Consider the following 13,765-nt stretch of genomic DNA (forward strand, 5'->3'; position numbering starts at 1 on the left):
TGAAAATGTTCAATAATGGGAATACTATATACTAATGTTTTTTAATCATATAAATTAAAACCAATAACTTATGATGAAAAAAGTTGTGATTCAATCGCGGAAATTCTTGTTTATTTTCGTGACTCTGTTGCTGGCTTACGGGACCATGCTAAGGGAAGAGGTTTCAGCCCAAACGCAACAAATGAGTGTTAAGTTTGAAAATATGTCTCTTTTGGATGCCTTGGGACATTTAAGCAAACAAACGGGTGGAAAGATATTATACAATCATGAGCGGATTGATAAATCCGTGAGGATTAATGTCGTATTGACGAACAAAGCTCTTCCTGATATCCTGAATAAATGTTTGCAAGGGACAAAGTACATGTACAAGGAAGTAGATGGGGTATATGTTATTTCCGAGAAAGAAGAGGTGGTTGTTCAAGAAAAGAAGGAGATTGTGGTGAAAGGAAATGTAAAGGATGAGAGGGGTGAGCCCATGCCGGGTGCCACGATTATATTGAAAGGTACGACGATCGGTATAACCTCTAATGAGACGGGAGATTTTACATTACTTCTGCCTGCTAAAGACTCGTTGATATTACTTGTTTCCTTTATCGGTTATGAAACACAGGAGATAAAAGTACAAGGTGACAAGAAACTGAATATACGGATGAAGATCGAAACAAGTGCTTTGGAAGATGTGGTCGTTACAGGATATGCCAATATTGATAAAAAGAGCTTTACCGGAAATGCTGTTAGCGTGAGCAAAGAGGAATTACTGAAAGTTTCCAAGTCGAATGTGATCCAAGCGTTGCAAGTGTTTGACCCCTCCTTTAGAATTCGGGAAAATAATAAATGGGGATCAGACCCGAATGCATTACCAGAGGTGAATATCCGGGGTACTTCCAGTACGGGAGTGAAGGCGTTGGATGCCGATCCGCTGGATAAATCGAATTTGAAGAATAATTCAAATTTACCGACATTTATTATGGACGGCTTCGAAATTAGTGCGGAGAAGTTATACGATTTTGATCCCAATAGGATTCAAAACATTACAATTTTGAAGGATGCTGCTGCAACTGCGATTTACGGTTCTCGTGCTGCCAATGGGGTGGTGGTCATTACAACCGTGGCTCCGAAAGCCGGACAGTTGTCTGTAACGTATAGTTTGACCGGAAAAGTTTCTACTCCTGATTTGAGTGATTATAATTTAATGAATGCCAGAGAATTGTTGGATACAGAAATTGCGGCAGGTTTTTATGAGGCAGAGACTTTTCCCGAATTGTATTCTAAGCGGGAGGAATTGTTAGCTAAGGAGGCGAATATAGCGCGGGGAGTGAATACTTATTGGTTGTCGCAACCTTTACGTACAGAATTCAACACGCAGCATAGTTTGTACATGGAAGGAGGGGCTCAAGGTTTACGATATGGGATTGATTTTAGTTATCGGAATGATAAAGGGGTGATGAAAGAATCTTTCCGAAAGAGAATAGGGGGAGGATTTTCTATTAATTATCAAGTTAAAGGCTTGTCGGTGCGAAATTATATCTCTTATAGCGTGATGAATTCAGAGGATTCTCCATACGGTTCTTTTTCTAGTTATGCATCAGCATTGCCTTATGATCGTTATAAAGATGAAAATGGGGTAATTGCCCAAAATTTGCCTCAATGGCATAATAGATCCGGGATGACGACTGAGGATTTGGGACGGGTAAATCCATTGTACGAGTCAACTTTGAATAATTTCAGTGGATCAAAGTATGAGGAGTTAATTGATAACTTTGGTGTGAATTGGATGTTTGCCGAGCATTTTCAGTTAAAGGGTGATTTTAGTGTGACCCGCCGTTTTTCTACGACAGAACGTTTCGTTGATCCAAAGTCTTTACAAAATAAGAATGAATCATTGTCTGTAAATAATATGTCTTCTGGCTCGTATAATTTAAGTAAGAGTGAAGAACTTAGTTGGAATACCAATATTTTGTTTGCATATAATCAAATGGTGAATAGGCATAATATAAATTTGACTGCCGGGTTGAATATTATGGCAAATAAGAGTGAGGGGACTTCTAGTCAATATAAAGGTTTTCCGTCCGGCTCGTTGAATTCTATTAATTATGCAGAGGAAATATATGAAAAGCCGACTGCTAATGAGCGTTTGAGTAGAATGATTGGTTTTTTGGCTGGATTGAATTACACGTATAATAATATTTATTTGTTGGATGCTTCTTGTCGTTTTGACGGTTCTTCAGATTTTGGTAAGGATAAAAAGTTTGCTCCTTTCTGGTCGGCTGGACTCGGTATTAATATTCATAACTATGAATTCATGAAACAACAAGGTGTGTTGTCAACTTTAAAATTGCGGGCATCATACGGGGCCACGGGTAAAGTGAATTTTCCCCCGTATGTAGCGAAAACAACCTATGAGGTTTTAACTGATCAATGGTATCGTACGGGATTTGGTGCATTACTGAAAGCATTGGGTAATCCAGCTTTATCTTGGGAGAAAACGAAAACTTTTGATGCTGGATTCCAATTAGGTTTTATGCATGACCGTTTGTTTATCACGGGAAGTTGGTATCACAAGAAAACGACAGGTTTGATTACCACGGTAGCTATTCCGACATCCTCTGGTTTCAATGATTACTATGATAATATGGGTAATGTTTTGAATAAAGGTATTGAGTTGGATGTGAAGTACGAGATTGTAAGATGTCAGGATTGGAATTTCTCTGTCTATGGAAATTTGTCTCATAATAAAAACGAGATATTAGCGATCTCTGAAGCTTTAAAACGGTATAATGACCGGGTAAATCAGTATTACCAACGGAGTTCAAATTTGAAATCGTCTTCGGAAATTTTAACAAAATATGAAGAAGGAGGTTCTAATACAGCCAAATATGGTATGAAATCTTTAGGAATTGATCCGGCAAACGGTAAAGAGATGTTTTTAAAGAAAGATGGGACGATTACTTATACTTGGTCTGGAGACGAGATGGTGATTATCGGTGATACAGAACCGGATGCTCAGGGGTCTTTCGGGTTTAATGTACGTTATAAAAATTTGTCATTGTTCGCTTCGTTTATGTATAAGTTTGGTGGCGATGCCTATAATTCTACTTTGGTGACGAAGGTTGAGAATGCTAAGATTTACGAGGAAAATGTGGATAAACGTGTTTTGAAACAAAGATGGCAGAAACCAGGAGACAACGCTAAATATAAGGATATTAGAAATCAAGATGGGTACACAAAACCGACATCTCGTTTTATGCAGAAGGATAATGAACTTAGTTTGAATTCTATTACATTAGGTTATGATTTGGATTCTAAATTCTTACGAAAATATAAATTTGGCTTGGTTCGTTTTGAATTAGGTGCAAATGAATTGTTCCGAATCTCAACGATCAAGCAAGAGCGGGGAACGGAGTTTCCTTATGCCCATTCGTATAATTTCTCTATTAAAATTAATTTCAATTAATGCGATGAGTATGAAAAACAAAATATTGTTACTATTGTTTTTACCGCTATTGTTTGGATGCAATGGCTGGTTGAATGTCACTCCGCAATCGGAAGTTGATGAAGAAGACCTTTTTGCAGACGGGGAAGGGTATCGTAATTCGTTGAACGGCGTTTATTCCCGGATTTCGGAATCGGATATGTATGCTCAACAATTGACTTGGGGATTTATGGATGTGCTGGCTCAATATTATAATTTTGACAAAATGAATCAATATGGAGCTTATCCTAAAGCTTACAAAGGTGATTACGATAATAATGAGGTCAAAGGGATTTTAGAGAATATTTGGCAGGGGGCTTACAAGTCAATAGCAAATTGTAATAATTTGATTCAGAATATAGATAAGGAGGATGTTACAAAATTTTTGGGGCGTGAGGGAGAAAAGAATATGGTGAAGGGAGAAGCTTTGGCTTTACGGGCTTTTTTGCACTTTGATTTATTACGCTTGTTTGCTCCCGTGGCTGTTGAACTAAATGGGGATAAAACGGGATACGTGCCTGTTAATGATAATAACGAGTATCTTCCTTATTGTGAGACTCATCCTGCAGTGTTCCAGAAACGGGAGAATGTGCAAGATTATTTGGACAAAGTTATTCGGGATTTAAAAGATGCCAAAACTTTATTGGCTACGTTTGATACTGTTTCTTCTGTGAGAAAAGATCAATTAAGAACAACTAATCGTTTATTGGGAACTGCAGGAGCGGTAGAGGATTTATTCTATTGTTTCCGGGGGTTCCGGATGAATTACTATGCGGCAACCGCAATGTTGGCTCGTGTATATAATTATAAAGGCGAGCTGCAATTAGCGGCAGAACAAGCTCAGGAAGTGATAGATAACGGGTCTTTTCCGGTTAAGGGAGATTATGCTAAGCCCAAGCAATATGAGGATGTTATATTTGCATTGAGTAATCGGAAATTGACAGAACTTTTTGAGGCTTACTATACCGGAACCAATAAGGTGTTATGCGTGTCGAATACGGCGCTAAATAAGATATTGGGATCCGATACTTATGATTATCGTGGGTATTATCATATGCAAAATTTGGATGGAGCGAATAAAGTGAGTAAAAAGTATCTTCCTGTAAGTTCTGATCAAGGAACGATCCCTAATGAAATCATCCCGATTATTCGTACAAGTGAGATGCAGTATATTGCGGGAGAGTATTATGCCTCTATTAAAGATTATGCGACGGCAGCTTCTCGTATCACGGTGGTAAAGCAGGCATCGGGTGCCTATACCCCGGTAACGGTACAAAGTCTTGAGGATTACCATAAGACATGGATAAATGATGCTTACCGTACGTTTATCGGTGAAGGACAGTTATTTTTCTTGTATAAGAAGTTGGGGACAGAATTTTATTCGGGAATGAAGGATGGGGCGTTTGTTTTCGAAATTCCGGATAGTGAAGATGTAACTTTAAATCAATAGAAAAATAATGGTCACCAAAAATATAAAGATTATGAAAGGACAGTTTCTCTTTTTATTTCTTCTTTTGGCCGTTTTCGGATGTAAGGAAGATGAGTTCGATACATATAGTAGTGTTAATTATTTGAGTTTTTATAATAATCCGGCTACGGATAGCATCGTGGAAACCTTCTTCTTTCATCAGGGGAAGGATGCGATTGAAGTTCCCGTGAAATTTAATTTGGGAGGCCAGTTATTGACCGAGGATTGCCCGATCAAGTTGTGTGTGGTGGATTCTTTGTCGGGATTGTTGAAAGATGGGAAGGTGGTATCTCCGCTTTCAGATGCGGATTTTGCATTTCCGGATGAGATGGTTTTTCATAAAGGTATGAATGTCGATTCGGTGTTTGTAGTATTGAAGAAAACGGCTCAATTGGAGGATGCTTATTGTCGGGTTGTATTACAAATTGAGCCGAATGAATTTTTTGAAGTAGGTGAAACTGTTTATAGCCAAGCAAAGATATACTTTACTTCAGCGATTTCAATTCCAGGATGGTGGGATGAGACGGTTGATAAATATTATTTAGGTGGATTTACACCCAGGAAATACGAGATTTTTTGTCGGGAAGTGGGTGTGACTGATCTGACGGGTGTTGAGGAAAAATATATACGGGAGTATGCCTTGAAGTTTAAGCGTTATTTGGAGGCTCATCCGGAATACGAGGATGATGGAACTAGAATAACAGTGACAGTAATCGGTTAATAATGAATGTTATGAAAAAGATATTGATATTGTGTCTTGTGATGGCTTGGAGCATAACAGGATGTTACGAAGATAAAGGTGATTATGATTATCGTAATTTGGCAGAAGGTACAATCGGAAATGTAAATGGATCATACCATGTGTCTGTTGGAGATACGTTGATTATTGAGCCGGAGATCGTGTTCGATTTGGAAACGAAAGTTGGGTTAAAGTACGAATGGTCCGTGGAGCTTGATTCTGTGTTTTCCCGGGAGAAAAATATAGAATATATTATTCCCCTGGATGCTCCGGAGCAGATGAAATGGGTGTTGCAGGTAACTGATACATTGAGTGGATTAACTTTTATGACCCAGACGATGGTAAGGGTTAGTTCACTTTATTCCGATGGTTTTTTGATTTTATCAGAAAAAAATGGTGTGTCATCATTAAGTTTTTTAAAAAGAGTGAAAGGGGAGTGGGCTCGGTGTATCTATGATATTTATGAAGGTATTGAAGGCGTTTCTTTGGATGGGAAGCCTGTACAGATTCATCTGCATGATTTAGGAAATCAGACAGACGAACATATTATGCTATTGCAGGATGATTTTTATAAATGTCTTGACTTGGATGGTGCGAATTTGGAAAAATCTTTGGAATTGTCGAAAGAATTTCAAGTGATCCCGGAGAACGTGAGACCTAAGCAAGTATTCTTTGATGATTGGTATAGTTTTTTGCTGGCCGAGGACGGACGGGTATTCGGGCGTAAGAATTTTAGTTCAGAAGCTTTCCATACGGGATATTTTTCGCAATATCCGATGGTGTATATGGAACCTGATGCTGTGGGTGAAGAGGTTGCTCATCAATTGAATGCAGATCGTTTCGTGTATGATATGAATACAGAAAATGGGTACGTGTTCGTGTATGAAAAAGAGAGAAAACGATTCTTGTATATCCGGGGGGCTTCCAGCTATGGAACTATTGGAGAGCCGAAATGTGCTGGTTATCCGAATGGATTTATTCCCATGGATAACTTGGGTAATAATGAGTTAATAGCAACAAGCGGGTATTGGTGGAATGACTATTATATTCCGGCTGGCGGGTTGTATAATATCATCAAACGTGCGGATGGAACTTACGTGGGACAAATGTTGTTAACGGATGACCCTGAAGATATTGTGGCAGAGTCTCAACGGGAATTTAAGGGGGATATGATGAATGACAATATTTTATTGTTGATTCCGGATAATGGTAGAGGCCGGGGATTTGGTTGTCCGTATGCTTTCATTGCTTCCGGTAATGTTTTGTATTATTTTGGAAAAGATGCGGAGGGTGAGATTGTGCCGGAACGGTATTATAGTTTTCCGGCAGAAATTAAGGCGATGGAGGATGAATTCTATGCTAATGAATATTTGTGTGTTGGATTGGCTAATGGTGCAGTTTACCTCTTGAAGATTAATTCAGAGGGATTTGCGTCGGACGAGGCGGGACGTTTGGTCATGAAGATGGATCAAAATGTTGGTATGGTAAAACAGATTATTCATAAAGCAGCGGAATAGTATGAAATATATATGGCTTTTTGTAATCCTTCTGTGCGGGTGTGCAGGACAATCGTTTTTAAATGTACAAGCTGACTATCGTAATGTACTGAATATATCTAACTGGCCTCAAGGCATCAGAGAAGGAGTTTCTCTTTTCTCCGATTTGGGGGCATGGCATGGATTTGCCTTTATTCCGGATAGTGTCGGAATGGCAGGAGGTTTTTCCGGTCCCATGTCTATGGCATCCAATTATGCCGTGGGCTCTTATACTGCGGTTGCATCAGTGGTTGTTGACGGAGTATTACAGGAAGTTACGAATGCTATTGTTGAAAAAAGTTATTTTCCGGGTCGGATGATTCAGTCCTTTACCTGGGAGACTCTAACCTTGACACAGGAGATTGTTTTTGTAAACAATCGGACTTCTTTGTTGCGGACTCGGGTCCGCAACACGGGAGGTCCCAAAGAGGTTAAGATTATTTATGAGGGGAGCTTTTTTACTCAATATTTCCAAGGTCAGGTTATTGACGGACGGACGGTGTATTTGGAGTTTCCCGCAACGAAATGTTGTTTTGAAATAGAGGCGGGTGAAGGCTGTCATGCGGTAGTTCGGGATGGAAAGTATCGTTTTGAAACGGAGGTGCGAAAATTCGGGCGAGGTGAGGAACGGGAGGATATGTTTGTTTATTCCGCTTATTTTAATGATGAACCAGAACACGTGAAGCATCCGGTATTGGAGGAAAATCCTTTCGAGGAGAGTGAACCATTTTTTGAAATGGCCGCTCAACGATGGGAGCGCTATATTGAAAAGTTGTTTGAAAATAAGTCGGAATTATTTACTAATTTGAAATACAGAAGAATAGCAGTCAAGTGCTTGATGACGTTGATGGCGAATTGGCGGAGTGCTGCACATGATTTATTGCATGATGGAGGTTATCCTTCTTATTGGGGATTCAGTACGGGATTCTGGTCATGGGATTCTTGGAAGATTGCTGCGGCGATCGGGCGTTGGGAACCGGAGTTGGCTAAAGATCATATTCGGGCTTTGTTTGATTACCAAACAGAAGAAGGTATGATTCCGGATTTTGTCAGCCGGATAAAGTATATTAATAATTTGCGGGACACGAAACCCCCTCTGGCTTCATGGGCCGTGGAGGAAATTTATGATGCGGACGGGGATTTGTCCTTTGTCGAGGAGATGTTTGATCGGTTGTTGAGGTATCATAATTGGTGGTATGCTTATCGGGATGTTGATCAGAACGGACTGTGTGAGTACGGGGCAACGGACGGGACTTTGCAGGCTGCGGCTTGGGAAAGCGGGATGGATAATGCTGTGCGTTTTGATAGTACAGAGATGTTGAAGGGTGAGTTACCGAAAGCTTGGTCTATGAGTCAGGAAAGTGTGGATTTGAATACTTACTTGTATGATGAAAAGATGACGCTTGCCCGCTTTGCCCGCTTGCTAAACCGGGAAGAGTTTGCTAATCAGTTGGAAAAAGATGCGGGTATTCTGGCCGACAGGATTCGACAAATCATGTTCGATGATGAGAATGGATATTTCTTTGATGTTCGGTTAAAATCACACGCTCTTATTCCGGTTTACGGACCGGAGGGTTGGTTACCTCTTTGGGCCGGAGTAGCAAACCAAAAACAAGCGGATCAGGTGAGAAATATTATGATGGATGTGAATCGGTTCAATTCCTTTGTGCCTTTGGGAACCTTGGATCTAAGTCATCCCCGCCTGGAACCGGAACGAGGTTATTGGAGGGGACCGGTTTGGTTGGATCAGGCGTATTTCGGTATTCGGGGGTTGAGAAATTACGGGTATGATAAAGAGGCAAATGAATTGACATTAAAAATATTAAATAATTGCCAGGGGTTGCTGGGGGATCAACCTATTCATGAAAATTATAACCCCTTGACCGGAGAGACCTTGAATGCTCCGCATTTTGGTTGGTCTTCAGCACATTTGTTATTAATGATGTTTGAATATAAATAATTAATTATGAGATGTTTGCTGTTTGTTTTTATGCTGATGACATTGTCGGCAGGGGCGCAGAATGACTGGGAAAATCTGGATGTTCTCCAGAGAAACCGGATGCGTAGCCATGCTTTCTATATCCCGTTTGATAATCGGGAACAGGCATTGGTATGGGATGTGGAAAATTCCTCTCGTTATCTTTCTTTGAACGGGGTGTGGAAATTTAAGTGGGTGAGTAAGCCGGCAGACCGTCCGATGGATTTTTACAAGGTTGGGTATGATGTTCGTAAATGGGATAATATCGAGGTCCCTTCTAACTGGGAATTAAAAGGCTACGGGGTACCGATTTACGTGGAAACAGGATTCGGTTTTAAAGCCAAGTGGCCGAATGTGGACCCGGAGAACGATCCGGTTGGTTCTTACAAGAGGACATTCCGTGTACCCGATGATTGGATTGGGAACAAGATCGTGTTACATTTTGGGGCCGTGAGTTCGGCTTTTTACGTGTGGGTAAACGGTCAATTGGTTGGCTATTCTCAAGATTCGAAAACTCCGGCGGAATTTGATGTAACTTCTTGTGTACGGAAAGGAAAGAATGAAATTGCCGTGCAGGTTTTCCGTTGGTGTGATGGTACTTACGTTGAGGATCAGGATTTCTGGCGTTTTTCCGGTATCCAGCGGGATGTATTTCTTTATGCCCGTCCCCGTTCAAATGTATATGATTTTCAGCTTGCAACGGATTTGGATGCTGATTACCGGGATGCTTTGTTGCGTCTGAATATGGAATTGGAAAACCGGGGAGAAAAGTATGATGTAACCTTGACGTTGAATGACAGACAGGGTAATACGATATTTTCAGAAGTGATTACTTCCGGAAAGAAGGAGGGTATGGATACGGTTTGTATTGAAAAGAAGATTTTAAATCCGTTGAAATGGACGGCAGAGACGCCTAATCTATATGATTTGATCATCGAGACCCGTGTTGAGGAGCGGGGGCGTAACGTGGTTCGGGAGGTATTGACCCAAGCGGTAGGTTTCCGTAAATCAGAGATTAAGGGAGGGCAATTGCTGGTAAACGGACAACCTGTTTTGTTGAAAGGGGTGAATCGTCATGAACATGATCCTGAAAAGGGACATGTGGTGGATCGGGAATCGATGTTGACCGATATTCGCTTGATGAAAGAGATGAATGTAAATAGTGTGCGTACGGCTCACTATCCCAATGATCCTCTTTGGTATCGGTTGTGTGATGAATATGGTTTGTATGTCGTTGATGAGGCGAATGTTGAAAGCCATGGAATTGGTTATGATCCCCGGGAGTCTCTGGCGAACAGACCGGAATGGACGCATGTCTTTATTGATCGTACGGAACGGATGTTCCAGAGAGATAAAAATCATGCTTGTATTATAGCTTGGTCGCTGGGAAACGAATCTGGGTCCGGAATTAATTTCTTGGCAACCTATAAATGGTTGAAGGAGCATGATTTGTCACGGCGTCCGATTCATTCAGAGGATGCCGGGAAGAAAGAGTTTACGGATATTTACTGTCCGATGTATAAACAGATTGATGTTCTGATTAATCATGTGTTGTCCCGGCCAGATAAGCCTTTGATCTTGTGTGAGTATGCTCATGCGATGGGAAATAGTGTCGGGGGACTGAAGGAGTATTGGGATGTGATTCGGAAATATCCTTATTTGCAAGGGGGACATATATGGGATTGGGTTGACCAAGGTATCGAACAAGTGGATAGTAACGGAGTGAAATATTGGGCCTACGGGGGAGACTTCGGAGGTCCGGAGATTCCTTCCGGCAATAACTTTTGTTTGAATGGCATAGTTCGGGCAGACCGTTCATGGAGCCCTGCGGCTTGGGAGGTGAAAAAGGTATATCAAGATGTGGCATTTCGTTTGCTGGATTATAACCGGGGCATCGTGGAGATTTTTAATGAGTTGTTTTTTAAATCTTTGGAGCATACGGATCTGAAATGGGAATTGCTGAAGGATGGAATTGTTGTGGACTCCGGTATGGTACCTAATTTAAAAGTGATGCCACAGGAAACGTGTTTGTTGGAATTGCCGTTCCCGAAACTTGAAGACCGTAGTGCAGAATATTGCGTGAACGTGTATGCTATTGCTAATGAAGATTATTCCTTGATCAAGAAAGGGCATGTGTTGGCCGCGGAACAGTTTGTATTACCTTGTTTGAATAAACTATCTGCTTTCGCGGAAAATGGTGAGGTTAAAGTGGTTGAGAACGGGAATCGGGTTTCTGTGCAAGGACGAGATGTCATGCTTGAGTTTGATCGAGAAACTGGTAAATTGATCTCGTATCAGGTAAACAACAAAGAGATTCTAGTGAATGGTCTGGAAGCTAATTTTTGGCGGCCGGGAACGGATAATGATTTTGGCAGTGAGTATATTATCCCGGAATGTATCGGTTGGAAAGGGGCTGCTTCACAAGCGAAATTGGTGAATTTCGACGTGAAACAACAAGGAAAATTCGTGGAGATTCGAACTGATTTCGAATTGAAGAAAATGAATACGACATATCAGTTGTGTTACCGTTTGAACGGGATGGGAGAAATGGAAGTCCGCTATCATGTGGACGCCCGGAATTGTACTTCGGAATTGATTCCCCGGGTAGGACTGACTTGGCAGCTTGTTCCTGATTTTACCCGTGTAGAATGGTATGGCCGGGGACCGCGGGAAAATTACATAGACCGTTGTTCTGGGGCTTTCGTCGGACGGTATGAATGTCCGGTGGAAGATTGGTATGTGCCTTATGCCCGTCCTCAAGAGAATGGAAACCGGACGGATATTCGCCGGATGAGGCTTGAGAGCGATGATTTGGGCTTGGAAGTGATCGGGGATGTTCCTTTCGGATCATCTGTTTACCGGTTCTCCAATAATGTATTGGATGAACCGGGTGCCGAAAAGACACAGCGTCATTTGAATGAAGTGAAAGAGGAAAATTTGATTACTTGGAATATTGATTGGCGACAAATGGGTGTTGGCGGGGATACGACTTGGAGTTTGCGGGCAGTGACTCATCCGCAGTACTTGATTTTGCCGGGGATATATGATTTCACTTTCCGGGTATTACCTGTTAAAATGTAAATAGTTCGAGTATGAGATATTGGATTTTGATTTTATTGATCGGTTGGTGTTGTTCGGTGAAAGCCCAACATGAAAAGATGTCCAAGGAGATAATGGATGTGTTTCACTCTATTTCAAGTGATGAAATTATGGAATATGTGCATGAATTATGCAAGGAAGAATATAACGGACGGCTTGCCGGAACGGGAGAATATATGAAATGTGCTTTTTGGTGCGCGGAACAATTGTGTGATTTCGGGTTAGAACCCGCGGGGGATGATGGTTCTTATTTACAACATTTTCGGATGCCTACGACGAGTTTGATCGATTGTAGATTGAAAAAAGTGGGAAATGAACAAGAGTATGTCTTCCCGCGGGATTTTTATCCGGGAATGAACTCTGATTCGAGGAAGGTGGAAAATGCAGAAGTGGTGTATGCCGGGTATGGGATCACGGCCCCGGAATACGGGTATGATGATTACGAGGGGATAGATGTAAAGGGAAAGATTGTGATCATTGAACGGGGTATACCATATCGGGATAAGGATGAGAAGAAACGTTTTGATCTTTATATGCGCTATGCTTCCGAGAGTTATAAATTACCTCAGGCTTTAAAGAAAGGTGCGGCAGCGGTGTTGTTGGTTGGAAAACTGGCACACACGGGAATTGCTTTTTCGAAAGAGATGATTTATACTCACGTGGATCCTTCCATGGTGGATGAATTGGTTGCAAAAGCCGGGTATACGCGGGACGGGTTAAAAAAACAGATCAGTGAGAAACAAAAGCCCTGTTCTTTTAATACCGGATGTCGTTTGAATATGGATGTTGTGACTCGTCACTATCCTTATGCGACCACCTGTAACGTGATCGGCGTGATCAAGGGGGTGGATACGACTTCTTCCATTGTATTGGGGGCACACCTCGATCATTTGGGTAACAATGGATTAATGTTTCCCGGTGCTTTGGATAATGCTTCGGGGGTTGCTTTACAGTTAGCCGTAGCGAAGGCTTTGGCTGCTAGTGGAATCAAACCGGAGAAGAATATCGTGTTCGCTTTTTTCGGGGCGGAGGAAAGAGGTATTAAAGGAGCAATTCATTATTTGAATCATCCTACGTTTCCGCTGGACAAAACCATGTGTATGTTGAATATAGATATGGTTGGAAATGGAAATGGTTTATCGGTTTGGGGGGCAGAAAGCTTTCCGGCGGTGGCAAAAATATTCGCTCAAGTGAACGATCGATGGTTGCACCGGGAATTTGAGGTAACTCCTTATGAGCGGGCCGTGAGTTATTCCCAGGCGGATGGTGATGAATTTTCCAAACGGGGGATTCCGGCCTTATATATAGCCACGACCGAGGAGTTGAAACCTATGTATTATCATGATCCGAGAGATCGGGCTGAAACATTGACTCCTGAAATTATGGAGGATGCAGCTAGAATGTTGTTTCTGGCATTACCGGAGATTGTAAAGATCAAAGGTGTTTTGAGAGAAAAATAGACGTGTAAATTATA

At 41.4% G+C, this 13,765-nt stretch carries 7 protein-coding genes; all 7 read left to right on the forward strand.

Translation table 11 applies throughout. The features are described from left to right. Nucleotides 1-70 precede the first annotated feature (70 nt). Genes F1644_RS18110 through F1644_RS18140 form a run of 7 tightly spaced genes read left to right on the forward strand, consistent with a single transcriptional unit; the run spans nucleotide 71 to nucleotide 13,751 of the window. Entirely contained in the window at nucleotides 71-3,454 is a 3,384-nt protein-coding gene (locus tag F1644_RS18110) for a SusC/RagA family TonB-linked outer membrane protein (RefSeq protein ID WP_118304338.1), read from the forward strand. A gap of 10 nt (nucleotides 3,455-3,464) precedes the next feature. After that, complete coding sequence (locus F1644_RS18115) at nucleotides 3,465-4,922, forward strand: RagB/SusD family nutrient uptake outer membrane protein (RefSeq protein ID WP_158572052.1); 1,458 nt, start codon at nucleotides 3,465-3,467, stop codon at nucleotides 4,920-4,922. 31 nt (nucleotides 4,923-4,953) lie between these two features. Continuing rightward, nucleotides 4,954-5,661 (forward strand): DUF4843 domain-containing protein, encoded by a 708-nt coding sequence (locus F1644_RS18120; RefSeq protein ID WP_158581825.1) that lies wholly within the window; start codon nucleotides 4,954-4,956, stop codon nucleotides 5,659-5,661. An 11-nt stretch (nucleotides 5,662-5,672) separates the two neighbouring features. Then, entirely contained in the window at nucleotides 5,673-7,196 is a 1,524-nt protein-coding gene (locus tag F1644_RS18125; protein WP_158572054.1) for a PKD-like family lipoprotein, read from the forward strand. Nucleotide 7,197: 1 nt separating this feature from the next. Then, complete coding sequence (locus tag F1644_RS18130; protein ID WP_118304334.1) at nucleotides 7,198-9,174, forward strand: MGH1-like glycoside hydrolase domain-containing protein; 1,977 nt, start codon at nucleotides 7,198-7,200, stop codon at nucleotides 9,172-9,174. A gap of 6 nt (nucleotides 9,175-9,180) precedes the next feature. Continuing rightward, nucleotides 9,181-12,273 (forward strand): beta-galactosidase, LacZ type, encoded by a 3,093-nt coding sequence (gene lacZ / locus F1644_RS18135; protein ID WP_118304333.1) that lies wholly within the window; start codon nucleotides 9,181-9,183, stop codon nucleotides 12,271-12,273. A gap of 11 nt (nucleotides 12,274-12,284) precedes the next feature. Next, nucleotides 12,285-13,751: a M20/M25/M40 family metallo-hydrolase gene (locus F1644_RS18140; protein WP_118304332.1), complete on the forward strand. Its 1,467-nt coding sequence runs from the start codon at nucleotides 12,285-12,287 to the stop codon at nucleotides 13,749-13,751. Nucleotides 13,752-13,765 lie beyond the last annotated feature (14 nt).

Origin of the sequence: Butyricimonas paravirosa (genome assembly GCF_032878955.1) — a bacterium.
Classification (GTDB): Bacteria; Bacteroidota; Bacteroidia; order Bacteroidales; family Marinifilaceae; genus Butyricimonas; species Butyricimonas paravirosa.